24 protein-coding genes and 1 pseudogene are annotated in these 25,809 nt (G+C 67.2%); 11 read left to right on the top strand and 14 right to left on the bottom strand.

The features are described from left to right. Positions 1–78: 78 nt before the first annotated feature. From SAZ01S_RS04240 to SAZ01S_RS04225, 4 genes are all read right to left on the bottom strand, one after another. Positions 79–369 (bottom strand): hypothetical protein, encoded by a 291-nt coding sequence (locus tag SAZ01S_RS04240; protein ID WP_174596087.1) that lies wholly within the window; start codon positions 367–369, stop codon positions 79–81. Between the two features lie 85 nt (positions 370–454). Beyond that, positions 455–1,447, bottom strand: a complete 993-nt coding sequence (locus SAZ01S_RS04235; RefSeq protein WP_084580370.1) for a cysteine synthase A — start codon at positions 1,445–1,447, stop codon at positions 455–457. 46 nt (positions 1,448–1,493) lie between these two features. After that, positions 1,494–1,823: an Mpo1-like protein gene (locus SAZ01S_RS04230; protein WP_084580368.1), complete on the bottom strand. Its 330-nt coding sequence runs from the start codon at positions 1,821–1,823 to the stop codon at positions 1,494–1,496. 76 nt (positions 1,824–1,899) lie between these two features. After that, positions 1,900–2,295, bottom strand: a complete 396-nt coding sequence (locus SAZ01S_RS04225) for a hypothetical protein (RefSeq protein ID WP_245824595.1) — start codon at positions 2,293–2,295, stop codon at positions 1,900–1,902. Between the two features lie 296 nt (positions 2,296–2,591). On the opposite strand from SAZ01S_RS04225, the gene SAZ01S_RS04220 reads away from it, so the two are divergent. From SAZ01S_RS04220 to SAZ01S_RS04210, 3 genes are all read left to right on the top strand, one after another. Next, entirely contained in the window at positions 2,592–3,230 is a 639-nt protein-coding gene (locus tag SAZ01S_RS04220) for an energy transducer TonB (RefSeq protein ID WP_084580364.1), read from the top strand. Positions 3,231–3,567: 337 nt separating this feature from the next. Beyond that, on the top strand, positions 3,568–4,074 hold the full coding sequence (locus SAZ01S_RS04215; RefSeq protein WP_084580362.1) for a DNA-deoxyinosine glycosylase: 507 nt from the start codon (positions 3,568–3,570) through the stop codon (positions 4,072–4,074). A gap of 109 nt (positions 4,075–4,183) precedes the next feature. Then, the gene (locus SAZ01S_RS04210; RefSeq protein ID WP_084580360.1) at positions 4,184–5,539 is read left to right on the top strand and encodes a sensor histidine kinase; all 1,356 of its coding nucleotides are present in this window, start codon (positions 4,184–4,186) and stop codon (positions 5,537–5,539) included. Here the strand turns inward: SAZ01S_RS04210 and SAZ01S_RS04205 are convergent. Next, the gene (locus SAZ01S_RS04205) at positions 5,536–6,036 is read right to left on the bottom strand and encodes a hypothetical protein (RefSeq protein WP_084580358.1); all 501 of its coding nucleotides are present in this window, start codon (positions 6,034–6,036) and stop codon (positions 5,536–5,538) included. The two genes, SAZ01S_RS04210 and SAZ01S_RS04205, sit on opposite strands and share 4 nt — an antisense overlap. A 219-nt stretch (positions 6,037–6,255) precedes the next feature. Between SAZ01S_RS04205 and SAZ01S_RS04200 the strand changes: the two genes are divergently transcribed. The 3 genes from SAZ01S_RS04200 (at position 6,256) to aat (ending at position 8,202) form a co-directional block, all read left to right on the top strand. Then, positions 6,256–6,645, top strand: a complete 390-nt coding sequence (locus tag SAZ01S_RS04200; protein ID WP_084580356.1) for a hypothetical protein — start codon at positions 6,256–6,258, stop codon at positions 6,643–6,645. A gap of 85 nt (positions 6,646–6,730) precedes the next feature. Continuing rightward, complete coding sequence (locus SAZ01S_RS04195) at positions 6,731–7,465, top strand: ParA family protein (RefSeq protein WP_084580354.1); 735 nt, start codon at positions 6,731–6,733, stop codon at positions 7,463–7,465. Continuing rightward, positions 7,465–8,202 (top strand): leucyl/phenylalanyl-tRNA--protein transferase, encoded by a 738-nt coding sequence (gene aat / locus SAZ01S_RS04190; RefSeq protein WP_084580352.1) that lies wholly within the window; start codon positions 7,465–7,467, stop codon positions 8,200–8,202. Before SAZ01S_RS04195 ends, aat begins: the two co-directional genes overlap by 1 nt. A 35-nt stretch (positions 8,203–8,237) precedes the next feature. Here the strand turns inward: aat and SAZ01S_RS24645 are convergent. The 4 genes and pseudogenes from SAZ01S_RS24645 to SAZ01S_RS04170 all read right to left on the bottom strand — a co-directional run. Next, positions 8,238–8,474 (bottom strand): annotated as a pseudogene (locus SAZ01S_RS24645) (DUF2155 domain-containing protein); the annotation flags it as partial. A gap of 185 nt (positions 8,475–8,659) precedes the next feature. Beyond that, complete coding sequence (locus SAZ01S_RS04180; protein ID WP_084580348.1) at positions 8,660–9,052, bottom strand: NADH:ubiquinone oxidoreductase subunit NDUFA12; 393 nt, start codon at positions 9,050–9,052, stop codon at positions 8,660–8,662. A 191-nt stretch (positions 9,053–9,243) separates the two neighbouring features. Next, positions 9,244–9,747 carry a cold-shock protein gene (locus SAZ01S_RS04175; RefSeq protein ID WP_245824593.1) on the bottom strand — a complete coding sequence of 168 codons (504 nt, stop codon included), beginning with the start codon at positions 9,745–9,747 and terminating at the stop codon, positions 9,244–9,246. A gap of 147 nt (positions 9,748–9,894) precedes the next feature. Next, complete coding sequence (locus tag SAZ01S_RS04170) at positions 9,895–10,437, bottom strand: regulatory protein RecX (RefSeq protein ID WP_084580344.1); 543 nt, start codon at positions 10,435–10,437, stop codon at positions 9,895–9,897. 160 nt (positions 10,438–10,597) lie between these two features. Here SAZ01S_RS04170 and SAZ01S_RS04165 point away from each other — a divergent pair, with 160 nt between their 5' ends. From SAZ01S_RS04165 to SAZ01S_RS04150, 4 genes are all read left to right on the top strand, one after another. Continuing rightward, positions 10,598–12,325, top strand: coding sequence for a fatty acyl-AMP ligase (locus SAZ01S_RS04165; RefSeq protein ID WP_439951214.1), 1,728 nt, complete (start codon positions 10,598–10,600; stop codon positions 12,323–12,325). A gap of 138 nt (positions 12,326–12,463) precedes the next feature. Then, a complete protein-coding gene (locus SAZ01S_RS04160; RefSeq protein ID WP_084580340.1) occupies positions 12,464–14,830 on the top strand; it encodes a putative bifunctional diguanylate cyclase/phosphodiesterase in 2,367 nt (788 codons plus the stop codon). A 121-nt stretch (positions 14,831–14,951) separates the two neighbouring features. Further along, positions 14,952–15,500 (top strand): FxDxF family PEP-CTERM protein, encoded by a 549-nt coding sequence (locus tag SAZ01S_RS04155; protein WP_084580338.1) that lies wholly within the window; start codon positions 14,952–14,954, stop codon positions 15,498–15,500. Positions 15,501–15,708: 208 nt separating this feature from the next. Continuing rightward, on the top strand, positions 15,709–16,800 hold the full coding sequence (locus tag SAZ01S_RS04150) for an Acg family FMN-binding oxidoreductase (RefSeq protein ID WP_084580336.1): 1,092 nt from the start codon (positions 15,709–15,711) through the stop codon (positions 16,798–16,800). A gap of 21 nt (positions 16,801–16,821) precedes the next feature. Here SAZ01S_RS04150 and SAZ01S_RS04145 read toward each other — a convergent pair whose 3' ends face one another. The 5 genes from SAZ01S_RS04145 to SAZ01S_RS04125 form a co-directional block, all read right to left on the bottom strand. Next, positions 16,822–18,963, bottom strand: coding sequence for a phosphocholine-specific phospholipase C (locus SAZ01S_RS04145; protein ID WP_084580333.1), 2,142 nt, complete (start codon positions 18,961–18,963; stop codon positions 16,822–16,824). A gap of 11 nt (positions 18,964–18,974) precedes the next feature. Further along, a complete protein-coding gene (locus SAZ01S_RS04140) occupies positions 18,975–20,285 on the bottom strand; it encodes a DUF5690 family protein (RefSeq protein WP_084580411.1) in 1,311 nt (436 codons plus the stop codon). A gap of 145 nt (positions 20,286–20,430) precedes the next feature. After that, the gene (locus SAZ01S_RS04135) at positions 20,431–21,006 is read right to left on the bottom strand and encodes an HD domain-containing protein (protein WP_084580331.1); all 576 of its coding nucleotides are present in this window, start codon (positions 21,004–21,006) and stop codon (positions 20,431–20,433) included. A 39-nt stretch (positions 21,007–21,045) separates the two neighbouring features. After that, positions 21,046–21,972, bottom strand: coding sequence for a LysR family transcriptional regulator (locus SAZ01S_RS04130; RefSeq protein WP_084580329.1), 927 nt, complete (start codon positions 21,970–21,972; stop codon positions 21,046–21,048). Between the two features lie 69 nt (positions 21,973–22,041). Beyond that, positions 22,042–24,747 carry a TonB-dependent receptor gene (locus tag SAZ01S_RS04125; RefSeq protein ID WP_084580327.1) on the bottom strand — a complete coding sequence of 902 codons (2,706 nt, stop codon included), beginning with the start codon at positions 24,745–24,747 and terminating at the stop codon, positions 22,042–22,044. Positions 24,748–25,115: 368 nt separating this feature from the next. Here SAZ01S_RS04125 and SAZ01S_RS04120 point away from each other — a divergent pair, with 368 nt between their 5' ends. Continuing rightward, the gene (locus tag SAZ01S_RS04120) at positions 25,116–25,700 is read left to right on the top strand and encodes a helix-turn-helix domain-containing protein (RefSeq protein WP_084580409.1); all 585 of its coding nucleotides are present in this window, start codon (positions 25,116–25,118) and stop codon (positions 25,698–25,700) included. Positions 25,701–25,809: the final 109 nt, after the last annotated feature.

Genomic DNA, 25,809 nt, shown 5'->3' with positions numbered 1-25,809 from the left:
GGGGCAATTTCCCCGGCGATCCCCGAGCGACCGTCGCGGTGGGGCCCCCTCCCCGCGACCGCCGCGACTCCGCAGCGATCAGTTGCCGGCGGCGTCCTGGCGATGCGCCCGTTCGCGCGCCTTGGCGGCGCTGGCAGGGTCCGCCGGATCGGTGCTGGGCGCCACGCCCAGTTCGGCGAGCGGCTCGTCGCGCGTCCGGTCGGCGGCAACATTGTCGATTCCGGTCAGGTTGGCGACCACCGCCGCGTTCGATGCGCCGGCCGCACTCACCGGCGCCTCGCGGTTCACAGACGAGAAGACCACGAACGACAGCGCCATCAGCAGGATGACGGCGGCAAGGCCGGTCATGCCAACGCGAACGCGCTGCATGGCCTGGGCAGGATCCTGATGCGAACCGATTTTCATGACTGTGGCATAAATGTAACGCGCAAGCACACGTTTGTCGAGCGGTGCCTCAGGTTCGCGTTAACCATTCCGGCACGGTAAGCCCCTTCGACCGCAGCCAGTCGGCATTGTACAGCGTCGAAAGGTAGCGAAATCCGGTGTCGCACAGGATCGTCGCGACCCGCTTGCCGGGCCCGAGCGCCTTCGCCAGCCGCACCGCCCCCGCAACGTTGATGCCGGAGGACAGGCCGAGGCACAGCCCCTCCTCGGCGAGCAGCCGGCGCACCCAGGCGAGCCCCTCCTCGTCGGAGATGCGAAACTGGGTATCGATCGGCGCGCCTTCCAGATTGCCGGTGATCCGCCCCTGGCCGATTCCCTCGGCCACCGACGAGCCCTCGCTGCGCAGTTCGCCACAGGCATAATATTCGTAGAGCGCGGCGCCGTGCGGGTCGCTCAGCGCGATCGTCACCGTCTCGTCCTTGGCCTTCAGCCCCAGCCCCACGCCGGCGATGGTGCCGCCGGTGCCCGCCGCGCAGGTGAAGCCGTCGATCCGGCCCTCCATCTGCGTCCAGATCTCTTCCGCCGTACCGCAGATATGCGCCTTGCGGTTGGCGGTATTGTCGAACTGGTTGGCCCAGATCGCGTTCGGGGTTTCCTCGGCGATCCGCCGGCTGGTGTGGACGAAATGGCCGGGGTTCGAATAGGGCGCCGCCGGCACCAGCACGAGTTCGGCGCCGAGCGCGCGCAGCGTGTCCATCTTCTCGCGCGACTGGGTCTCGGGCATCACGATGATCGTGCGATAGCCCTTGGCATTGGCGACCAGCGCGAGGCCGATGCCGGTATTGCCCGCCGTCCCCTCGACGATCGTGCCGCCCGGCGCCAGGATGCCCTGTTCCTCGGCATCGTTGACGATGTAGAGCGCGGCGCGGTCCTTCACCGACGCGCCGGGATTGGCGAACTCGCACTTGGCGAAGATGTCGCAGCCGGTCTCGTCGCTGGGACCCTTCAGGCGAACCAGCGGCGTGTTGCCGATCAGCGCGAGCGTGTTCTGGGAAACGTGCATGGCGCGTAGATAGGAGCGTGCCCCGCCATCAGGCAAGCAAGCCTATCTATTCGGCGACGCCAGCCTGCTTCAGATGCGGCGTAAGCCGCCCGCCCAGCCAGAGGAAGAACATCCGGTAATCGGAGAAGAGCGACCAGAGCGGATAGGTGAAGGTCGCCGGCCGGTTGCGCTCGACGCCGAAATGCGCGCCCCAGGCGAAGCCATAGCCGGCGAGCGGCATGGCGATCAGCCACCAGCGATCGAGCAGCAGCCCCGCGGCCAGCGCGGCGAAGGTGAGCGCGGTGCCGAGATAATGCAGCCGGCGCGTCGCGGGCTTGGCGTGCTCGCGCAGGTAATGGGGCCAGAAGTCCCGATAGTGGGTGATCGTGCGGGCCATGGGGCGCGATGCTACGCCGGTTCATGCGCGGGGGGAAGACGGGCGAGACATCGCCGATCCGCGCCGCGCCCGTGCCTCACCCCACCTCCCGCACCAGCGTGCGCAACGCCTCGAGGTTCGCCTGGAAGGCCGCCTGGTCTTCGGGACGGTCGGAGTCGCGCAGCGTCTCCAGATCGGAACGGAGGCGCGCGATACGATCGACGGCGGCGTCGCGCTTTATGTCCTCGATCCGCGCGGCCAGCTCCGTGAGCTGGACAAAGGCCTTGTTGTCGGCGTGATCGGACTGTCGCTCGACCAGCACGCCGACGGCATCCAGCAGCTTGCCGATCTGCCGGCCATAGCTTTCCCGGGACAGGATGCGCTGCTCGGTCTGCGGCGCACGCGAGTTCTGGTCGTTGATGATGACGTTGCCGAACGACCAGCCCGGGTTGATCGACTGCCAGAGCTTCTGCGGCGCGAACGCAGCATTCATCCAGGAACTCCAGCTCTCCGCCAGGAAATCTCTAGTCGATGGTTGCGTCATCTCGGCTCCGATCGCGAAGATACGGGTTGGACGGGCACAGCATGAATGTTTGCCGACGGAAATTCCAGTACGCTCAGCCGGCGTGGAGTGGACTTATCAGCATGGCTCTGTCCTCGACGCATTACAGTCGCTAGGTGCCCGGCGTTCGTCGGACAGCAAAGCGGAGCGACTTACAAAGCTAATATCCAGCACTTGATTCGCCCCCAAGTGCAGGGCCATCATTGAGCCGCATATGGAGGCGACGGATGATCTCGATGTTGTTGACTGCGGCAGCTTTAGTGCAGGCTATCGAGGTGCAGAAAGGCGGGGTAGTCACGCCGTTGAAGCCCTTGCTCCCCCCGGTCAACTGGGTGACAGATGTCGACTACCCGCCAGATGCGAGCCACGAAGGCAAAGCTGGCAGGCTACATTATGTCCTCACCATCGACACGATGGGCAAGCCGGATGGCTGCCATGTCACGTTGACGTCCGGGTACGCGGAGCTGGATCAGTATACCTGCGCGATTCTCTTGAAGCGGGCAAAGTTCCACCCCGCGCTGGATGCAGCGGGCCATGCCATCCGCGCGACCTACTCCGGTTCGTTCGGGTGGCAGCTGCCCTACTATCCGAAGGCCCAGGAAATTCCGAGGATCGACCTCATCGTTGAGGTGGCAAAACTGCCGGCTGAATATACCGCACCCGCGCTGACGCGCGTGCATTTCGCGGCGACGGGCAAACCGGATGCATGCCGGGTCGAAGTGAGCAGCGGCAGTGCCGCGGTGGACAAGGTAGCGTGCGCGCAGGTTATGATTCAGGCGCCGGTGCCGACACAAGGTATTAGTGGAGGACCTACATACGACACGCGGATGGTCATGGTAACGTTCGAGTCCGCAAGCTCGAAGTGAGCGCATGCCGTCGCGTCCGCCCGTCACCCGTCACCAGAGACACGAACCGCCCCTCGCAAGTCAGCGATAATCTCTTGGCTCGCGGGCCCACGCCCAACGCTGACGGCGACCGCAAGAACTGAGCGTGAGCTGCCGGTCCGGCTGAAGTTCGGTCTGGATTCGGAGGTTTGATGGTCCCAGGAGCGCCATGCATGGCCCCACGTTGAGGGGCGCCTAGTTCTCGTGGGAAACGCGGGGCAGAATATCCGTTCGGGCGCGAACTATGACCGTTTCAACCAGCTAGTGCGACCAAATGCCCCCTTCCCGCGCCTCGGCCCAAGTCCTACACCGCCCCCGCATGCCCGATCGCAAGCACAGCTTCCCGCCCGTTGTCGCGCCCGATACCCGCCTGCTCGTGCTCGGCTCGCTGCCGGGCGAGCGGTCGCTGGCGGCGCGGCGTTATTACGCGCACCCGCAGAACCAGTTCTGGCAGCTGCTTTCCCCCGCCGCCGGCTGCGATCTTGCCGCGCTGTCCTATGATGCCCGGCTCGACGCGCTGCGTGCCGCGCGGATCGGGCTGTGGGACGTGGTCGCCAGCGCCACACGGCCCGGCAGCACCGACGCCGCGCTTCGCGACATTGCCCCGCACGACATCGCCGGGCTTGCCGCCACGCTGCCCGGTCTCCGCTGCATCGCCTTCAACGGTGCCACCGCGCATCGCCACGGGCTGCGCCAGCTCGGCGCGGCGGCCGATCGCTACACCGTCCTCGCGCTGCCATCCTCCAGCCCGCTCCACACCGTCGGCCTCGCCGCCAAAGCGCCCGCATGGGCGGCGCTGGCGCATTTTACAGCTGCAAACGCTTAGCAATAGCATGGCGCCGCCACCATGAATCCCACCGATCTGCGACTCAGTAGCAATACGGTATCGGGCCGGCGGCCTCCCTGCGCTATCCTGTATCCGCCATAGCCTTGCCATGCTGACGAGCAGCGACCTCCTCCGCCCGGGCCGTCAGGCCTGCGATGCGGGCGATGACGACAATGTCCATCGCCGTCTGCTCGAGCTACTCGCGGAGAGCGCGAGCGAATTGCTGCAAGCCGAAGACCTGGCCCCGGCGCTCGACAGCATCTTCGCGCGCATCCATGGCGAGGTGCGGCTCGACGTCTTCTTCCATTATGCCTTTGACGAACCCGGCCAGGCGCTGGACCTGGTCGCCTGGGGCGGGGTGCCGCCGGAGCGCATGATCCCGTGGCGGCGCGTCGGCATCAGCGACTCGGTCTGCAGCACCCTCGCGCGCGACCGGCGCGTGCTGATCGGTGAGCATATCCAGCAGTCGGAAGATCCGACGCACGCGACCGCACGCGCGATGGGGCTCCAGGCCTTTTACGGCACGCCGCTGCTCCACAAGAACCGGTTGCTCGGCACGCTCGCCTTTGGCCGGCGTTGCTGCCCGCGGTTCAGCGATACCGAGATCCGCTTCCTCCAGACGCTGTCCAGCTATGTCACGCTTGCCGATCATCGCATCGGCGTCGACCGCGAGCTGCGCCTTCGGCTGCAGGAGCGCGACCGCATGCTCGCCGAACGCGGCGCGATCGAGCAGCGGATGCTGGAGCTCACCCGGGCGAGCGCGCTCGGCTCGATCGCCGCGACGGTGGCGCACGAACTCAACCAGCCGCTCTCGGCCGCCGCCAATTACATGGCGGCCATCCGCCTGTCTCCGAGCAGTGACGAGCACGTGCGCGGGTTGAATGCCGCCGCCGAGCAGCAGTTGCAGCGGGCCGGCGAGATCATCCGGCGCATCCGCCGCATGGTGCATCACGGCGATCTCGTGCTCGAAGCCCGTCCCGTGACCGGCGTGCTCGAAGAGGCAATGCGCCTGGTGCGCGATGCCGCCCCACGGCCGCTGCCGCCGATGACGATCTCGGTCGCCCCCGATGCACGCTTCGCCAGATTCGACAATGTCCAGATCGTTCAGGTGCTGGCCAACCTGCTGCGCAACGCGAGCGAAGCGGCCCAGGATCTGCCGGGCGCCGCGATCTGGCTGCGCGCCGAGCCGCTGTCCGACACAGAGATCGTGCTGAAGGTGATCGATAACGGCCCAGGCATCGCCAGCGACAAGCGCGACCGCCTGTTCCAGCCCGGCCTCGCCCAGAGCGCGCCGGACAGCGGCACCGGACTTGGGCTGGGGCTCGCCATTTCGCGCCATTTGATCGAAGGCCATGGCGGTCGGATCTGGGCGGAGGAGACGCCCGGCGGCGGCGCCACCTTCGCCTTCACCCTGCCGGTGGCGGCGGCGCTGGACGCCGCCCGGGACGTGCCGCTGCCCGCCTAGTCGGCGTTGCCGCTGCCATTGTCGGGCACATAGGGCATGGCGAGCGCCTCGTTGTACATGTCGCGGTGGACCTGCTCCACGCTCTGCGGATGCGCACAGCCCTGCAGCGTCTGCGCACCGATCCGCAGTTCGGCGGTGAGCACCGCGCCCTCTGCGCAGGCACCGGGCCGCAGGGTGATCGTCACCGTCTCACCCTCCGGTGTCTGTGTCGGATACACGGCGGCGCCCTGCTGCATCCGCGGCGAGACCGGATAGAAGGGCATCTGCTTGGCCCCTTCCTGCTGGAACAGGATGCGGCCGGGGGCGAGATCGAGCGCCCAGTCGCGCCCCTCGCGCGGGCGGATCTGGAGCGGCGTCGACAGGTCCACCCCGCCCAGCATCGGCCCGCGCGCCACCGCCGCATTGGCGGGATCGTCGGCCTGGTTTTCGGTAGGCGTGCCCCCGCACGCTGCCAGCAGCGTCAGCGGCACCAGGGTCCAGCACAGGCTCGGTTTCATGCGCACTCTCCTCGTGCCGTTCCCCTGCGCAGTCGGCGTGCCGGGGTCAAGCAGGGTAAACAGCTCCCTTCCCGCGCCCTCGGCATCGCACCGGACTGGCTCGCGTTTCTGGAATCGCGCAACAATGCGTCTGTTTCGTTGCGTTGCACCATTGCGTGTAACCTTGTTACCCCTTTTCGCTTGACGATGATTACCGCCTGAGGAAAAGCACCCTACGCTATGAAAAACGCCTCCCCGATCGCTCTTTCCGCCGCGGCCCTGCTTTCGCTCGCCGCCTGCAACAACAAGCCTGAAGTGGTGGACAGCCGCGCGCCGGATCCGATGGCTTCGCAGCTTGCGAACGCCGCGCCGGTCGAAACGCCGCCGACGATCGAAAGCTCGGTGAGCTTCCGCTGCCAGCCGGGCAACACCCTGCTGTTCGTCGACTTCTTCAAGGAAGGCAAGATGGCCTCGCTGCGCGAGAAGAAGGATTCGATGAAGTCGGTCCTGCTGCACGCGCCGGAAGCCGGCAAGCCGTTCACCGCCGAGGGCGGCTACCAGATCGACGGCAACGCCAAGGCTGCCAAGATCACCCTGGCCGACGGCTCGACCCACAGCTGCAAGGCGTAAGCCTGCATCCCCCAACGAACCCAAAGCCCGGCGGCTATTTCCGCCGGGCTTTTTTCATGTCAGCTTGGCCTTAAGGGAGACGCACGTGGCGACGATCGCAATCTACAGCCTGAAGGGCGGCGTGGGGAAAACCACCCTGACGGTGAACCTTGGCTGGGCATCCGCGATCCGTTCGGCGCGCTGCACGCTGCTCTGGGACCTCGATCCCCAGGCCGCCGCCACCTATGTGCTCGGCGGCGATGCCCCGAACCGGCACCAGGCCCAGTCGATCTTCTCCAAGGATGTCGCCGCCGCCAAGCTGATCCGCGCCACTGCGATCGATCGGCTGGCGCTGCTCCCCGCCGACACCTCGCTGCGCCAGCTCGACCATCTCTTCCACGCGCTCGACAAGAAGAAGCGGCTGAGCAAGCTGCTCGAGGACCTCGCCGCCGATTTCGATCGCATCCTGCTCGATTGCCCACCGGGGCTTACCGAGACCAGCGAGCAGGTGATGCGCGCCGCCGATCTGATCGTGGTGCCGGTGGTCCCCTCGCCGCTGTCGCAGCGGGCGTTCGAGGAAGTTGCCGCGCACCTCGCCCAGCGCGGCGCCAAGGTGCCGCTGATGCCGGTCCACGCCATGGTCGATCGCCGCCGCAAGCTCCATGCCGAGGCGCTGGCGCAGCATCCCGACTGGCCGGTGATCCCGATGGCCAGCCTGATCGAATCGGTCGCTGCCCGGCGCGCGCCGGTCGGCGCGTTCGCACCCCGCAGCGCCGCTGCGCGCGCGTTCAACGAGGTGTGGCAGGCGATCGAACGATCGCTCGCCGCGCGCACTGGCTGATGGTGAAGCACCGCCGTACGCCCCCCAAGGACCTCGATCCGGCGCTGGTGCTGCGCGCCTATGCCATGGGCGTGTTCCCAATGGCCGATTCCCGCGACGCCGCCTCGGTCTATTGGGTGGAACCCAAGCTGCGCGGGGTGCTGCCGCTCGACCGCTTCCACCTCTCCCGCTCGCTGCGCAAGGTCGTGCTCGCCGATCGCTTCGAGGTCACGGTGGACCGCGACTTCGAGGGCATGATCCGGCTGTGCGCCGAATCCGCGCAGGACCGGCCCGATACCTGGATCAACGGCCCGATCGAGCGCGCCTTCCTCGCGCTGCACCGGCTCGGCCACGCCCATTCGATCGAATGCTGGGACGGCGACCGGCTCGCCGGCGGCCTGTACGGCCTCGCGCTGGGCCGCGCCTTTTTCGGCGAATCGATGGTCACACGGGTGCGCGATGCCTCGAAGGTCGCGCTTGCCCATCTCGTCGCGCGGCTGAAGGCGGGCGGCTTCTGCCTGCTCGACTGCCAGTTCATTACCGATCATCTCGCCTCGCTCGGCGCGATCGAGATCCCGCGTGATGCCTATGTCGCGTTGCTGGGCGAGGCGCTCGGCGATTCCACCGGCGCGGTCTCGTTGCCGCCCGCCGCCTCGGGCGATCTCTTCGCGCTCGATGCGCCGGGCGTGGACGCGGGCACGGTATCCGGGCCGCTGTCCCGGAAGGTCATCGCACAGCTTTTGGGCCACACATCGTAGATCGGGTGCTGGACGACGTTGAGCCCGGGCTGTTCCTTGTAGAGCCAGCCGGAGAAGACGCGGTGCCAGCGCTGATCCTCGCGCTGCACGTCCATCTGGACGAACGCGCCGGTGAGCCGGTCCTGCTCCCATGGCGCAGTGCGCTCGCAGGCGCGCAGCCGCACCGTCACCTGGCCGTCGATCCGCGCCGCCTGGCCGGGCTTGAGCGTGATGTCGCGCTCGACGCCGTTGCGCTTGTTGAGCACGCCCAGCACCGCGACGCGGTCGCGCATCGGGGTTGCCGCAGCTTCGACGGTGGCGTTGTCCGGGCCGACCGAGACCGTGTCGACGCCCTGGCTGTCGCCCGCGCCGGTGATGACCAGTTCGTCGCCGGCATTGTCGCCACCGGCAGCGCCATTGCCGCTCCCGCTACCCGAACAACCGGCCAGCGCGAGCGCGAGCAGCGCCGCCGCAGCCTTCATGCGTCGGGCGTCCAGGCCTCATAATCGCCGGTGGCCTTGGCGCGATGCGCACCCTTTTCGAGCGCGCCCGGCGGACGATAGGCCAGCTCGGTGCCGGTGTGATTCGGCTCGGCGGGCTTTTCCCAGGCGCGGACCGGCGGCAGCGACTCCTCGGGCGTACCGTCGATCTGATGCGCGAGCCAGCTGAACCATTCCGGCGGAATGCGGCTGGCGTCGTTGGATCCCTTGTAGATCACCCAGCGGCGCGGAATGCCGTTGGGATCGCGCCCGCCCTCGAAATAGAGGTTGCCGAGCGAATCCTCGCCGACGCGCTTCTTGCCGCGCAGTCCCATGCGAGTGCCGAACGTGGCGCCGTTCCACCAGGTGAAGATCGGAAAAGGAAGTCCCATGGCCCTGCCCGATACCGCCTAGCGCGCCGCTCGGCAACTCCCCTCCGAACCTGTTTGGGAATTCGACGGCGCCTTGCTGGCACCGGCATTCTGGTCGCCCGCGCAGCCGCCCGCAGCCTGGCGCGGAAGCATCGGCGCGGATCGACACACAAAAGAACCGCTACACCCGCCGCCACCACTCGCAGCGGGGCCTAGAGCGGCCGTTCGACCGCGACTGCCAGCGGGCCCTTCTCGCCCTCGACGATCCGCGCGCGCAGCGGCTGGCCGGGCTCCACTTCCTCCACACCGGCGCGGCGCAGCGTCTCCATATGAACGAAAATGTCAGCGGTGTCGCTGCCGCGCACCAGGAAACCATAGCCTTTGAGGCGGTTAAACCACTTTACCGACACCGGCTCGAACGGCCCCGCCTCGCCGATCAGCTTCAGTCGCTCCACACGCTCGGTGGGCCGCTTGGCCGGTTCGATCGCCGTGCTCAGGTCGATCGACAGCACGCTCTTGGCCTGCAGCCCGCGCTGGCGCTGCACCGCCACGCATTCCAGCCGCGCGCCTTCGGGTAGGCTGCGGCGGCCATGATCCTGGAGCACCGAGAAGTGGATCAGGATATCCCCGACGCTCGGATCGTCGGCGATCAGGAAACCGAAACCCCGCGTGACATCAAACCACTTGATGACACCGCGATAGACCCGCTCGTCCATCTCGGAATCGCCTTCGAACCGGACTTCACCTTCGCACGCGACCGGATAGTGTTCAGACGCTAGCTGTTGCTCAGCACGCATTATCGTTATCCCCCAAGCCAGCAACATTAACACAGCATTACCGTAAAGGGGAATCGCTTTGTGCGATCAGGAATGTCCCGCTTCGAGCGCGTCATCCGGATCCTCTCCCGGCTGCATGCGCAATATTCTATGCGCAAATTCAGGCGCATGCCCCGCCCGTAAAAATGCGGCGACTTGCTTTTTGTGAAGATCGCGATCCGCGACCGCAGCGGCAAAGGGTCCGAATCGGCGGCGACGTGCAAAAATGAGCGCGGCTTTGAACGCATCGGCCTCCACCGCCTCGGCAAGTTCGGCGCGATCCGCCTCGCCGATGCCGTCCTGGCGCAGCGCCATCGCCACCCGCCGCGCGCCCAAGCCGCGCCTTCCCAGCGACCGCACCCGCGCTTCGGCAAAGGCGCGATCGTCGACATAGCCGCGCTGCGCCATGCGTTCGGCGACGCCCATCGGGTCCGGCGCGCCCTCCCCCTCCCAGCCGTGCTCGCGCAGCTTGCGGGTGAGATAGGCCGCCAGTCGCGCGCGCGTGGTGGCGAAACGCTCGACATAGCGGAGCGCCAGCCGGTCGAGATCGGCGGTGGTCAGGGGCGGCTTGGAACGGGACGGTTCGGGCATGCGCCTTGATTGTGCCACACTGCCAACCGATTTTGAACGATACTGCGTAGCAGAGCCACTGCGGAAAACTGCGTTGTGGGGGCACAACGAACTGCTACCTCACAGGGGCATGAGAAAAAGAATGGTATTGGACGAAACGGGATCGCTCGAAACAGTGGATATGACAGCGCTTACGCCGACGCCCACCGAAGACCGTCTCCCGCGCCGTTTCGCTGATTTCGAAACGCTGGGTGCTGCGCTCGACTATGCGGCGCAGGGTGTGCGCGGACTGAACTTCCATGATGCGCGGGGCAAGCTGGTGCGGCCCTATCGCTTCGCCGAACTGCGCGAGGACGCGCTGGAGCAGGCGCGTCGCCTGGTCGCCGCCGGCATCCGCCCGCAGGATCGCATCGCGCTGATCGCGGAAACCGGCGCCGAGTTCGCCGCGCTGTTCTTCGGCGTGATCTATGCCGGCGCCTGGCCGGTGCCGCTGCCGCTGCCGACCAGCTTCGGCGGCGCGCAATCCTATATCGACCAGCTCCGCGTCCAGCTCGAAAGCTGCGACCCGACGCTGTTGATCTACCCGCCCGAAATCGGCGCGATGTGCGCCGAGGCCGCGCGGCTGACCAAGGTCGAGGCGACCGACTGGGCGGCGTTCGCCGAGCGCCCCGCCCCCGCAGCCGAGCTGCCCCAAGCGCAGTCCGACGACATCGCCTATCTGCAATATTCGAGCGGCTCGACGCGCTTCCCGCACGGTGTCGCGATCACCCACCATGCACTGCTCAACAACCTGGCGGCGCACAGCCACGGGATGGAGCTGGTCGATGCCGATCGCTGCATCTCCTGGCTGCCCTGGTACCATGACATGGGGCTGGTCGGCTGCTTCCTCTCGGTCGTCGCCAACCAGGTGTCGACCGATTACATGAAGACCGAGGATTTCGCCCGGCGCCCGCTCGCCTGGCTCGATCTGATCAGCCGAAACGAAGGCAACAGCATCTCCTACTCGCCGACCTTCGGCTACGACATCTGCGCGCGCCGCATGTCGAGCCAGACCAAGGCGAGCGACCGCTTCGACCTCAGCCGCTGGCGCATCGCCGGCAACGGCGCCGACATGATCCGCCCGGACGTGATGCAGCGCTTCGTCGACGCCTTCGCCGATGCGGGCTTCAAGGCCACCGCCTTCCTGCCGAGCTACGGCCTCGCCGAGGCGACGCTGGCGGTCTCGATCATGCCGCCGGGCGAGGGCATCCTGGTCGAGCTGGTCGAGGAGACGCAGCTCTCCGGCGGCACCGCCCGCGCAGACCGCCCGCAGCGCTACCGCGCCGTCGTCAACTGCGGCAAGCCGGTGCGCGACATGACCGTCGAGATCCGCGAGGAAGACGGCACGCCGCTCCCCGAGAAGGCGATCGGCAAGGTCTGGTGCAAGGGCCCGTCGGTGATGGTCGGCTATTTCCGCGACGAGGCCGCTACCGAGGCGTGCATGGTCGATGGCTGGCTCGACACCGGCGACATGGGCTACATGTCGGACGGCTATGTCTATATCGTCGGCCGCGCCAAGGACATGATCATCGTCAACGGCAAGAACCACTGGCCGCAGGACATCGAATGGGCGGTGGAGCAGCTGCCCGGCTTCAAGCAGGGCGACATCGCCGCCTTCGCGATCACCACGCCCGGTGGTGAGGAAACGCCGGCGGTGCTGGTCCAGTGCCGCACCTCGGACGAGCAGGAGCGGCTGCGCCTGCGCGACGAGATCCGCGAGCGCGTCCGTTCGGTCACCGGCATGAATTGCGTGGTCGAACTGGTGCCCCCGCGCACCCTGCCACGCACCAGCTCGGGCAAGCTCAGCCGCGCCAAGGCGCGCAACCTCTATCTGAACGGCGAGATCAAGCCCTACGCGCTCGCCGCGTGACGAACTGTCCGGCCGGTTCCCTGGGGGAGCCGGCCGACACCCTGCCGCGACACCGCCGCGACATCTCTGAAATGGATTCAATCCCGTCCATTTTCGCGCAGGCCTAACCACTCGCTAACCTCCCCTCGCTATGCCGCTCTGGTGCGTAGCTCACCCACAACGCCCCTGGTGCATCCGCACGTCGATCTTCGTGCCCTGCTCGGCCTGCGCGCCGCGGCCGACGGCGTCGATTGGCCGCGCATTCGAGCCTCCCAATTGCGCAGCGGTCGCCGGGCGATCCTGCTGTTCTTCTCGGCCCATGTCGCCGGCGCAGGGCTGGCGGGAATCGCGCTGGCGCCGCTGGCCCCAGAATGGCTGGTGCTCTGCTGGATGGCGCTGGTGCTGACCATCGCCGGCTGGGTAACGCTGTCGCGCCTGCGCTGGCGCGGCGATACCGCGCTCACCGCGACGGTTGGCGAGATTCGCCGCACCGCGCTCGAGGGTATCGCCATCGGACTCGCCTGGAGCGTCCTGCCCTTCGCGTTCGGCGCGCTCGCCAACGCCCGCGCCAATGTCGATATCTGGGGGGCGATCACGCTCGTGCTTACCGCCACCGCGATCACCACGGGCGCATTGCCGTTGCTCAGCCTCAGCTTCATCGCCCTGCTGGGCGCCGCCTGCGGGGTGACGCTGCTGCTTGTCGGCGCGCCGCTGCTCGCCGTCGGGGCAATTCTGCTCACCCTGCTGCTCGGCAGCGGCAGCCTCTCGCGCGGCCGTGTGCTGGTGCTGCTCCGCGCCAACCAGATGGCGCTCGTAGAGCGGGACCAGACCGTCAGCCTGTTGCTGCGCGAGTTCGAGGATGCCGGCTCCGACTGGCTGTGGGAAATCGATGCCCAGCGCCGCCTGATGCGCGCCAGCCCGCGCTTCGCCGTCTCGCTGGGCCTGGAGCCGGGCACGCTGTCAGGGATTCCGATCCTGCAGCTGCTCGCCGGGCCCGCCTGGGAGAACGGCATCTTCACCGCCGAGTTGCACGCGCTCGCCGAGAAGCTGAAGAGTCGCGAGCCCTTCGCCGATCTGCCGGTGCCGATCGAGATCGAGGGCGAACGCCGCTGGTGGCAGATGTCGGCAAGCCCCAAATTCGACGAACGCGGGGTTTTTGCCGGCTTCCGCGGCGTCAGCTCGGACGTGACCGAGCAGCGCCGCGCGACCGACCAGATCCACCGCATGGCGCGCTTCGACACGCTCACCGGCCTGCCCAACCGCCTCCACATCAACGAGTCGCTCGCCGCGGCGATGACCGAGGCCGACAAATGGGGCGCGCGCTGCGCGTTCATGATGATCGATCTCGATCGCTTCAAGGCGGTCAACGACACGCTCGGCCATCCGGTCGGCGACCGGCTGCTCCAGCGCGTCGCCGAGCGCCTGCGGCGGCTGGTCAGCGACAATGAGATGATCGGCCGGCTCGGCGGCGACGAATTCGCCGTCGTCGTCCGCGACGCCCGCGACAGCGCGCGCGTCGAGGCGCTCGCCCAGGCGATCATCGACACCGTCTCGCGCCCCTATGAGCTCGATCAGCACACGCTCTATATCGGTGCCTCGGTAGGCCTGGCGCTGGCGCCGCGCGACGGCCGCACCGCGGAAACGCTGGTGCGCTCCGCCGACCTCGCGCTCTATCGCTCGAAGGACAAGGGCGGCGGCGTGTTCCACGCCTATGAGCCACAGCTGCATATCGCCGCCGAGGAACGCCGGGTGCTCGAAATTGCCCTGCGCGCCGCGGTCGAACAGGGCCAGATGGACCTTGCCTATCAGCCCGTCGTCAACGCGCGCAGCGGCGGCTTGATCGGCTTCGAGGCGCTGTTGCGCTGGACCCATCCCGAGCTGGGAGTGATCCCGCCATCGAAGTTCATCCCGCTGGCCGAGGAAGCGCGGCTGATCGGCACGATCGGCGAATGGGTGCTGCGCACCGCCTGCCACGAGGCCGCGCGCTGGGAACAGCCCGCCCGGCTCGCGATCAACGTCAGCCCCGACCAGCTGCACAACCCGGCCTTCGCCACGCTGGTGGCGGAGACCCTGGCGGCCTCCGGCCTCCCGGCCGATCGGCTGGAACTCGAAGTGACCGAGAGCGTGTTCCTGCGCGAAGGCACCTCGGCGGTCGCCGTGCTCGAGCAGATCCTCGATCTCGGCGTGCGCCTCAGCCTCGACGATTTCGGCACCGGCTACTCCTCGCTCGGCTATCTCACCCATACCCGGTTCAGCTCGATCAAGATCGATCGCAGCTTCGTCCAGAGCGCCGCCCGCGGCACCCGCGAGGCGATCGCAATCATCCGCGCGGTCGTCGCGCTGGCCGATAGCCTGGGCATGGCGACGACCGCCGAGGGCGTTGAAACCGAACAGGAACATGAAATGGTGCAGGCGCTTGGCTGCACCCGTGCGCAGGGTTTCTACTTCGGCCGGCCGTTGCCCGTCCGCGAAGCGCGAATGATTGTGTCACGAAACGGTAACGAAACAAGCCGCGCCCGCGCGTGAGTTTGCGCGGTCGTTCCCACTACGAGACATAACCCCTTTTTTTTATTGGAACTTTGGGAACCCTTCGCGGGTCTCGCCTGCACTGCAATGGTTCACTTGCCGTTAAGGGAGACACCCCCGTATGTACCGTTCGATCCTGACCGCAGCGCTGGGCGCTGCGGCGTTCCTCTCTGTCGCGCCCGCTCAGGCCGCAACCTATTTCGGCCCCGCCGACATGAAGACCTCGACCGCCGCTGATGGCACGATGTCGACCAGCTTCGGCCAGTCGGGCATCACCGCCGGCAACTTCACCCATATCTACCAGTTCACCCTGCCGGAGAACGGCAAGGCGAGCGGATCGATCATCACCAGCGCGGTGACGTTCGAGGGCCCGACCGATCTCGACCTGACCTCGGTATTCTTCAACGGGGTCAAGCTCACCGGCTTGTTCGGTGGCGGCGTCAACGAGTTCGTGTTCGCCAATGCGGTGCCGATCAAGGCGGGCGTGCTGAACGAGATCACCATCAACGGGTTCTCGCGCGGCAACGGTTCCTATGGCGGCCAGGGCGTGTTCGCGCCGGCCGGCGTGCCCGAACCGGCAGCCTGGGGCATGATGATCGGCGGCTTCGCGCTCGCCGGTGGGGCGCTCCGCCGCACGCGCCGTACCCGCGTCACCTACGCGAACGCCTAAAACAAAAACACTGCGCGCCATTGCAGGACAGGCGCCGTCGCGGACCCCCGCGGCGGCGCTTTTTCCTGGGCCCGCAAAATCCGCCCGGCCGCGCATCTTCGCGCTTGCTCCAGCCCCATTCGGCGGACTCAAGCTGGTGACATTACATATTGCCGCCGTTCGCCCCAGGCGCAGTCTGCGCGGACCTCAAGGCCCGGCAGGAACTGGCATGAACAGGCGGACATTGCTGATCGGTGCGGGAAGCGCGATTGCCGGGGCTGGCGCGGGGATCGGTCTTGCCGCTCACGACATCGGGTCCATGGAGGCATATGCGGCCGAAGCTGCCAGGCAGCGTGCGCCGCTGGGCACGTCTCCCGATCTGGCCGACCTCCTCCGATATGCCACCCTCGCTGCCAACAGCCACAACACGCAGCCGTGGCGCTTCCGAACGGCCCCGCGCTCGATCCACATCCTGCCCGACCTGACCCGCCGCACCCCGGCGGTCGACCCGGACGACCACCATCTCTTCGTCAGCCTAGGGTGTGCGGCCGAAAATCTGAAGATCGCCGCGCACGCCAGCGGGCGCCCCGGCGAACTGGTCGTGGAGTCGGACGGGAACGCTATCCGCTACGCCTTCAGATCCGGCACGCCGGGTGCCGCCGCGCTGGCGGCCGCCATCTCGCGACGCCAGTCGACCCGCGCAGTCTACGACGGCCGTTCCATCGCACCGGCGACGCTTTCGCGGCTCGCTGCGGCGAGCGACATTCCGGGGGTCAGCCTTATCCTGCTGACCGAGCGGGCCCGCATCGATCAGGTGCGCGACCTCGTGCTCGCCGGCAACAGCGCGCAGATCGCCGACCCCGCGTTCATGCGCGAGTTGCGGCAGTGGCTGCGGTTCAATCCGCGCAGCGCGCTGGCGGCGCGGGACGGGCTATTCTCCGCGGCGAGCGGAAATCCGATCCTGCCCACCTGGTTGGGCCGCCCCGCGCTCGACTGCTTCTTCACCGCAAAGGCCGAAAACGACAAATATGCCCGGCAGATCGCCTCTTCGGCGGGGTTGGCGATCTTCGTGGGAGACCGAGCGGACAAGGATCACTGGATTCGGGTCGGTCGCGCGTGCCAGCGATTCGCCCTCACTGCCACCAGCCTCGGCCTCAAGCACGCCTTCCTGAACCAGCCGGTCGAAGTCGCCGGCGTCCGGTCCGAACTGGCAAAGTTGCTTGGAGCACCGGATAGCCGCCCGGATCTCGTGATGCGATTCGGCTATGGGCGCGCGCTACCCTATTCCTTGCGGCGGCCGGTGAAAGCGATCGTCGAATAGGTCAGCGCGAGGTGAGCCGCGCTACACCGTCAAGACCATCGTCCCGATCCCCGGATCGGTCCGGCTCGGGCGCCCGGTTTCGACATGGCCGGCGACGCGCGCGCGCCATCGCGCATCGCCATCGTGCGACAGCCGGAACGCGTACCAATGGTCGCTCGCGGAGAGGTCGAGCACCAGCCGCGCTTCGCCGCCGGGTGCAAGCGGGACGACGCTGCGGCCTTCGACGAACTGAAACGGATAGGCCGCATCGCCCTCCAGCCGCGCCTCCAGCGGCTTTGTATCGTCGTTGCGGAGCTGCACGATCAGCACGCCGCCCTCGCCCGCTGCCACCGTCACGGCGAGGCGCCCGGTCTGTTCGCGGTGGCCGCGGAACCGGCGATAGAAGCCGTTCGGGCCGTGCACGACCAGATCATAGTCGTGGACATCCTCCATCGCGAACAGGTCGGCGACGTGGCGCTCGCCCGGCACCAGCGTGTGGTGCCGGGGCGCCGAGGGGGCATAACTCGCATAATCATGCACGGTGAACACCGCGCCGACGCTGCCCTGGTTGCCGAGCGTCAGCTGAAAGCGGCCGCCGACGATGGCGGCATCGGCGGTGAGGCGATAGGGCAAGGCCCGCGCCGGGCGCCGCGCCGGATCCTGCACCGCCGGCACCTGCACGTCGGGGATGCGCAGGCTGGGCTGGCGTGCAGCATGGGCGACGCGCTGCAGATAGTCGGCGGTGTCGGGCAGGCCCAGCGTATGGGTTTCGGCGTTGGGCGTCCGGAAATCGAAGCACGCGGTCAGATCGCCCGCCACCGCCCGCCGCCAGGGTGAGATGTTCGGCTCGCGCACGCCGAACCGCTTCTCCAGGAACATCAGCGTCGACGTATGGTCGAACAGTTGCGAGCAGACATAGCCGCCGCGCGTCCAGGGCGAGACGATGATCGCGGGCACGCGAATGCCCATGCCGATCGGCTGGATGCCGCGCACCATCGGGTGCGGGTGGTCGCGATAGTCCTTGAACTCGCCGGCAACACTCACCCCGCTATGGCCGCGACCGGGATCGGCCGGCGGCATCGGCGGCATCGGCGGCAGCATATGGTCGTAAAAGCCGCCTGCCTCGTCATAGTTGATCAGGAACACGGTCTTCGAGAAGACCTCGGGATGATCGACCAGCGCGGCGATCAGCGCCGCCGTGAGATGCTCGCCCTCGGCCGGAACACCTTCGGGGTGTTCGGACAGCGCCTGCGCGGTGACGATCCACGAGATCTGCGGCAATTGTCCGCTGGCGATGTCGCGGCGGAACGCCTCGACCAGTTGCTTGCCGTCCGAACGGCTGCGATCCGGCTCGGGCCGATCTTCCGACACCCAGGCGCGTGCCCGGCGATAGAGGCTCGAGTCCTTGGCGCACGGCCGGTACGGCGCGAACACCGCCAGGATGTTGTCGCAATAATTGTCGTATTCCTGGTAGACTTTCCAGCTGATCCCGGCGCGCTCCAGCCGCTCGGGATAGGTCGTCCAGTTGTAGGGCGTGATCGGCTGGTCCGCCGCCATGTCCGCCCAGGGTGTCTCGTCATGGCCATAGTTGGACATCACCGGATCGCCGCCGACCATGCCGCCGCCATTGCAGCCGGTCATCATGTGCATCCGGTTGGGATAGGTCTGGGTCAGCGTCGAGCAGTGATAGGCATCGAGCACGGTGAAGCTGGCCGCCAGCGCATGGTAAAAGGGCAGGTCGGCGGCGGTGTAATAGGCCATCCGCCGCTCCATCTGCCGCGATTCGCCCCAGTGATCGTAGCGCCCGCCATTCACCAGCAGCGTGGCCGCGGTGTGGTGCTGGTCGGCGCCGTCGACGACATAGGCATTGGCGGTCCGGGAATCGGCGTGGAAGGGCTGGACGAAGCCGTCCGGATGCTGGTCGCTCGGCTGGCGCCATACGCTATGCCCGTTGAACAGCCGCAACGGCCGCGGATCGCCAAAGCCGCGCACGCCGGGCAGCGTGCCGAAATAATGGTCGAACGCGCGATTCTCCTGCGTCAGGATCACGACATGCTCGACATCGCGGATCGTGCCGGTGCGGTGGTTCGCCGGCGTGGCGAGCGCGCGGCCCAGCGTGGCGAGCGTGGCAGCGCTGAGCCCGCCCGCGGCGGTCTTGAGAAAGGCGCGGCGATCGAACGACATGGCAGGCCCCTTCAGGCAAAGGCGGGAGACGCGCCGCGCACGGGATCGCGGCGGCGGAACGTGTCGAAATGGAAGTGGAGCAGCGCCAGCAGCGTCGTGACGCCCACCGTCAGCGCGACCAGATAGCAGGCGGCGACGAAGAAGCTCAGCCAGCTCAGCGTCACCCCCAGGCTCTTGACCAGCAGCAGGGCGACGCTGCCGCCATAGCCCGAGGCATCGGTGAGATACATGAAGAAGGCGGCGTTGCCGGGAATGCCCATCGCCGCGGTCAGCCGGTCGGCGAGCACGGCGTTGAACGGGATATAGCCCATATAGACCCCCGCCCCCACGCCGATCATCCACGGCATCGCGCCGATCCAGTGGAGCTGCCAAGCAAGGGTAGCGGCGGCGACCAGCAGCGCGCCGGCCAGGATCATGCAGAGATAGGCGATCACCGCCGCCTGGTTGCTGCGGATCCAGGCAGTCACGCCGAACAGCAGCAGGATGAACGCCGCCACCGGCAGTTCGGAGAGGGTGAACAGCGCCGGATTGCCGTCATATCCCAGCCCGTGCCACAGCTCGACCGCGAAATTGTCGCGAAAATCGCGCAGCGCGGTGAGCGCCACATAGGCGACGATCAGCAGCGCGAGCCCGATGCCCGCGCGCGCCCAGAAGGCGCGGCGTTCGGCGGCGGGCATCGGCCCGCGCGGCATCCGCTCGGCGCGGTCGCGCGCATCGGGCGGCGGCGTCTGCGCGAGCAACCACACCGACAGCATCAGCAGCGGCAGGAACAGCGCGCCGGTCGCCGCCGGCATCCAGAACTCGGCCACATGGCCGTCGTCGATCAGCGCGCGGCCGACCGACTTCACCACCCCGGACGAGACGATGAAGCTGAGGCACAGCCCGGTGCCGAGCCATTCCGAACTGCGCCGCCCCTCCAGATAGCCGAACACCAGCCCCCAGATCATGCCGAGCGGCAGCGCGCTGAGGAAGATCGCCACCACCTTGAGCGGCGCGGGCAGCACCGCGAACAGCACCAGCCCCGCTTCGGACACGGCAATGCAGGCGAGGATCATCCGCGCGCGATCCCCGGCGCGTGCCTCGCTGATCAGCTTGATGCCAATCGCCTTGGACAGGGCATAGCCGAGCACCTGGGCGATCACGATCGTGACCTTGAAGTCCAGCGCCGGAAACCAGCCGGGCACCCCCGCATAGCTCGCCACCGCGAACGGCTTGCGGAACGCGTACATGCAGAAATAGGTCGTGAAGCTGGTCACCAGCGCATAGGCGGCGATAGCCGCCGGCCCGGCCTGGCTGAGCGTCCGCGTGATCGGCGACGACATGACGATCTCCCCATCGATTGGCATGCGCAGGAAGTGGGCGCACGCCCCCGCGTAACGCCGACATGCAAATGTCCGATCAATAATTCAGTTATGAACGCACGCAGTACATAATCATAGAATATGATTATGCCGTGACGGTGCGCGGTCAGGCGGCAACCGGCACCGCCAGCGCGGGCACCAGATGGCGATCGAGAAAGGCCTCGATCGGGTCTGGCTGGGCATGCTTGTCCTTGGCGAGTTCGTCGATCCGCCGGAGCGCCAACGCGGCCTCGGCATGCGGGTCGGCCCGGAAGGCAGCCTGCTCTTCCACCGACATCAGCCCGCCCTGAAGCACCAGCGACAGCAGCGAATCCCGCGACAGCGTGGCGAGATAGCCCGGCTCCGCGCTGCACAGATAGCGCTTGGCCGCGACGTGCAGGCGGATCGGCGCGCTCACCGGCGCCGGAAAACGCGCCGCAACCCAGTCCGCACCCAGTTCCTCGTGGCGATCGTCGACCCCGGCCCTGGCGGGCGCCTCGCCCAGTTCATGCACCATATGGCCGACATCGTGCAGCATGCAGGCGATCACCATTGCCGAGGGCAGCCCCTGCGCCTCGGCATGGGCGGCGGATTGCAGCGCGTGCGCCAGCTGGGTCAGTTCGTACAGGCCATAGGCGCGCGCGCCATTGCCGAGATACAGGCTGCAGATTTCCGCCCGCAGCGCCTCCGGAGATGAATACATAATTATTAGAAATCCACATTCCTTATCGATGTGAATTTATTATAGAACCCCTGCACTCCCGGCAAGCCCGAGAAACGCCCCCAGAGCTGGAATTTCGGCACTTTCGCGCAACGACACGACATAGACGCCCGCCCGGCGCTGGAACCCGCGGATCGGCAGCGCCTTCAGCCGCGCGTCCCTGCCGGTTTCGCCGTCCAGGACGCAGCCAAAGCCCATGCCGCACGCCGTCGCCTCCTTCACCGCCTCGCGGCTTCCGGCGACGAAGGCCGGATTCGCCGTGGCGCCGCTCCAGGCAAGCGCGAGTTCGGTCAGCGCGCGGGTGACCGACCCCTCCTCGCGCAGGATCAGCGCCAGCCCCGGAAGATCGCGCGCGTCGATCGCGTCGCGCTGGGCGAAGGGATGCTCCACCGGCACCAGCAGATTGAGCCCCTGCTCGCGCAGCAAATGGCAGGCGAGGCCGGGATCGGGCTCGAGCAGCGAGGCGATCGCCACGTCGATACGGCATTCGATGACATCGCGGATCAGCGACTGGGTGTTGCCCAGCCGCGAGCCAATCTCGATGTCGGGATAGGTGCGGCGATAGTCGGCGATCAGCGGCATCGCGATCGGCGGGGTGGAAAAGCCGATCACCAGCCGGCCGCGCTTGATGCCGCCGAACAGCCGGGCGGTGGCTTCGAAATCGTCCATCCGGCTGATCACCAGCCGCGCCCGGGTATAGAGTTCGCGGCCGACATCGGTGAGGCTCTGGTCCTGCGACCGCCGATGGAGCAGCCGGGCGCCGCAAGCCTGTTCCAGCGCGTTGATCTGGTTGGAGATGTTGGGCTGCGACACGCCCATCGCCGCCGCCGCGCGCGAGAAGGAGCCATGATCGACCACGCCGACAAAGGCGCGCAGCGCGCCGATCGAGAGACCGCTCCCTTCGCGGCGACGGGGAGCGCGGTCGGAGGAGGAATCGGGTCCAGCCATCGAGGGTCCATAATCAAAACTGATGATGGACCCTCTTAGGCGGTTTCAAACGTGCGGCAACCTAGCCGCTCAGAAGCTGTAGGTCAGCGACAGCCCGGCCTGGCGGCCGGCGCGGACGATCTGCGGCACGGTCTCGGCATCCTTGCCGACGGTGCGGTAGAAGCTGACATTGTCCAGCAGGTTGCTCACCGTCGCCACCAGCCGCAGCGACGGCATGGGCACATAGGCGGCGGAAAGGTCGAGCGAACTGGTCGCCTGCGTCCATTCGCTCATCAGCGCACCGCCGGTGGTACCGAACTTGTACTTGCTCAGCAGGCGGCCGTTGAAATGATAGGAAAGCCGCGTCTCGAAGCGGGCGGGGTTGAAGAAGATCGAAGCATTGTAGAGCGTCTGCGGCACGCCCGCCATCGGCTGCACCGCATCGGTCGTCGGATCGAGCAGCCGCGCCGCCGAGCGCTGCAGCGTCACATTGCCCGCGACGCCCAGTCCCGACAGCGCCCCCGGCAGGTCGCGGAAGCGGAACTCGCCGTCGAGTTCCAGGCCATAGACATGGGCATGGCCGCCATTGGTGGGCTTGCTCACCGTGGTATCGTTGGTGACCGTAGCCGGCGTGCTGCGGTAATCCGTGCCCCGATCGTACATGTAATCGTTCATGTCCTTGTAAAAGGCCGCGGCCGACACGCGATACACGCGGCCCGACTGCTCCCAGGACAGGTCGTAATTGGTCGAGGTCATCGGTCGGAGATTGGGATTGCCTTCGGTGACCGAGAAGGTGCCGTCGGTGTTGCGCTTCACCGTGCGGCCGCCGCCGAGCTGGAAAAAGGCCGGGCGCGAATAGCTGCGCCAGATCGCCGCGCGGAACACGCCGGCACCGGCGCTGCGCAGCACCAGGTGCAGCGACGGCAGCAAGATGTGGTTGGCACTGCGGTTGGTCTGGAAGCCGGACACTTGGCCCGCGCTGCTCGCCTTCGACCAGAAGCGGTTGTGGATGACGGTGTTCTCGTAGCGAAGGCCCGGCTGGATCTCCAGCGCCCCCCATTGCATCCGCGCCAGCGCATAGCCCGCCGCGACATTCTCGTTGCCCGCCAGCACGTTCTTGTAGCGGGAATCGGGCGACAGCGTCACCGCCGCCGCAGCCGCCGCCGCCAGCCGCGTCAACTCCGCCGCGTTGCCGGTGGGCAGCGTATAGGGGTAATAGGTCTTGTCGGCGATCACCTGGCCGGTGAACAGCGTGCTGTTGGAGAGCGTCGATGTGAGCGGCACGAAATCGATGTTCGAATAGTCGACATTGTCGCTGCTCCGCTCGCTGCGGCTGAACTTCGCACCGATCGCGATTTCCCGGACCAGCCCGTCCAGCGCATAGACCGCATCGACTTTCGAGCCATAGACCTTCGCCGAGGAGGTGGCGGCGGTATATTCGCCGCTGCCCACCTGATAGGCGAACAGGCTGTTGTCATTCAGCCGCCCGAGTTGCGCCGCGCTGAGCAGCGGGATCGGATAATGGTTGCGATAGCTAACCTGGAACGGCCCGTTGAGATCGTTGGCGGTGCCGGCGAGATAGGTGATCTCGGCATGGTCGGGCGCAGCGCTGAGGCCGTAGCTGTAGAAGCTGTTCGAGCGCAGCACGAGCCGGCCGAGCTGCGTCTCCCCGCCCAGTTGCACCGAGGACAGCTGCGAATTGGCCGGCGCGGTTTCGAACCAATAGTGATATTCGCCGTCGCTCTCGCCATTGTGGTAGAGGCCGTCGGGGCGCAGTACCGGCGCGGGATAATTGCCCGCCTGGATGCCCTTCTGATAGATTTGCTGCTGGATGTCGGAGCGGGCATGGGTGGCCTTCAGCCACAGGCTGGTCGCAGCGCCATGCCAGTCGAGCGACACCGCCCCGCCATAACGTCGTTCCTCGCCGCGGCTGAACTGGGCGTTGGCACTCTTGAGGATCAGATTGTCCTCGCGGTTGAACCCGTCGGGATTGGTGCCCTGCTTGCCGACCGACACCGCATAGCCCCATTGCCCGCCCTGGAAATCGAGCTGGGTCGCGGCGAAGCGGCGCTTGCCGTAATAGCCGGTGGCATAGATGCCGAAGGCATGATCTGCGCCGAACTGGCGGGCGAACTCGGCCTGGCCGAGATAGGATGCCGCCGGCGCGTGGTAGTCCTGCGCGAGCTGCGAAAAGCCGCCCTGCAGATAGATCCGGTTGAGGCTCTTGCCGAAATCATGGGCGGTCGGCGTCTGGAAATCGAGCGTGCCGCCCACCGCATCGCCGTCCATGTCTGCCGTCGAGGTCTTCGACACGACGATCTGCCTGAGCCCGATTGGCGGCAGCAGGCCGAGCGAGATGTTGCGGCTATAGGGCATGCCCTGCGCGGCGTTGACGCCGTTGAGCAGGTTGACGTTGTACGATCCCGAAAGGCCGCGGATCGACACGAAGTTGCTGGTGCCGCGCGCGGCCCCGTCGATACCGCCGTGATTGCCTTCGGAGGGCGACAGCCCTTCGGTGGCGCTCACCGAAATGCCGGGGATGCGGGCCAGCGCCTCGACGACGTTGGTGTTCGGCGAGGCCTGCAAGTCGGCAGCGGAAATGGTGGTGGTCTGGCGGGCGTCATTGGCCCGGACCGGCACCAGCTTGGTGCCGTTGACGACGATTTCCTTGTCCTGATCGTCGGAATCGCGCGGCGCGGCGGCCAGCGCGGGCATGCTCGCGCTGGCGAGCAGGGTTAGCAGAACGAGCGAAGCGGCGGCGCATCGCTGCGCGCGCGCCGAAGGGATGGGCGACATCAGACGGCTCCTGTTGTGCGAAACATGGGACGGTGACGAACGACGGCGACGCCGCGGGACCTGGGCGCCAAGTAGCGAAAATTGTCTTTAATTATGTCAACTCGATTTTGATAACTATCAATTATGATAATTTATTGACAGCAGCGTATCGTCGCCGGAGCGCGCGCCGCGCGGCCAACCGGCCAAAAGCCGGGCCTTGACGGCGCCGGGCGGCGGCAATCCTTCCGACATGTGCAGAGCGGCGCGCGCTCGGCAGCGGCTCCGCCGTTATCGCCCGTTAGGCCCTTCGGCATCACCCCCCGTCACTTCGCACGCGATTCCAAATACCGGATCAAGGACCCCAATTGGGGTATCCGGAGAACACGCTCATGCCTTGCGACGGGGTCGCCGTCGAACCGTTGCGCCTGGTCCGCAACCGCGCCGCGCCGCCCGACCGCGAGATACTGGTCCGGCGATTCGTCGAACGCCTGCTGGCCGAGCTCGACCGCCAGGCCCCGCTGTCGACATGGCGGCTCTCGGCCGCGATCGAACGCTCGATTGCTGCCGACCTGTTCCACCTTTATGCCGCCCTGCCCGAGGCTGACGGCGCGTCCGCTGCCGGCCTCGGCCAGGTCGAGCTCGACCGGATCACCGACTATATCGACAGCAACCTCCACCGCGGCATCGAGCTCGCGGAACTGGCCGCGCTGATCAACGTCAGCCGCTGCCATTTCTCGCGGCTGTTCAAGCGCAGCACCGGCACCACCCCCCTCGCCTATGTCGAATCCCGGCGCATTCGCCACGCGCGAACGCTGCTGCTCGAGACCGATGCCCCGCTTGCCGAAATCGCGGTGATGTCGGGGTTCGCCGACCAGAGCCACTTCACCCGTCGGTTCCGGCAGCGGCTCGGCATCACGCCCGCCGCGTTCGCGCGCGAAAAGGGGCGCCGGCGCTCGGCGCAGCGTGCGCCATGACCATGCCGCGCGCGCACCGCCGTCGGCGTCGGGCGAACAGAGCAACACCAGACCAGCCGTGCGAAATGGCTTCAATACCGCGCTGGATTCGTCGTGCCACCTTCGGCGC

Origin of the sequence: Sphingomonas azotifigens NBRC 15497 (genome assembly GCF_002091475.1) — a bacterium.
GTDB lineage: Bacteria > Pseudomonadota > Alphaproteobacteria > Sphingomonadales > Sphingomonadaceae > Sphingomonas > Sphingomonas azotifigens.
Note: the sequence above shows the minus strand (reverse complement) of the source record. Positions and strands in the feature narration are given on the sequence as shown.